1 protein-coding gene is annotated in these 327 nt (G+C 49.5%); it reads right to left on the reverse strand.

Annotated features, from left to right (window positions below; all coding sequences use genetic code 11):
• The coding region (locus tag E1189_RS22105) for a hypothetical protein (RefSeq protein ID WP_196220812.1) at positions 1-327 on the reverse strand (327 nt) is incomplete at both ends.

Below are 327 nucleotides of genomic sequence, written 5' to 3' on the forward strand. Positions count from 1 at the left end.
ATGAGCCAGCTGACTGAGACAGGATGCATTGGTTCCTCCACACCCCTCCAACGCAAGAGCAGCCCAATTGAACGCTTTCCCCAAAAGAATTGAATGTTTGGGCAAGATTTTCTCAGCACCTGTTAATTCCCGGAAGTAACGGATACTCAAACATAAACAGGTTTCAACCCCTGAAAACAACGGCCTTTCGAGTTGCAGCTCATCAAACTTCTCCCACTCTCCCGTATCAATGAAAATAGATGCGAGACCCAGTTCGATCTCCTTGTCATCACTGAGAATGTTCTCTTGCCTCCCGGTGGCCCGGGTGCGCAGCCGGGTAAAGATGTC

The sequence above is a fragment of the Parendozoicomonas verongulae genome, from assembly GCF_009711465.1.
GTDB lineage: Bacteria > Pseudomonadota > Gammaproteobacteria > Pseudomonadales > Endozoicomonadaceae > Sansalvadorimonas > Sansalvadorimonas verongulae.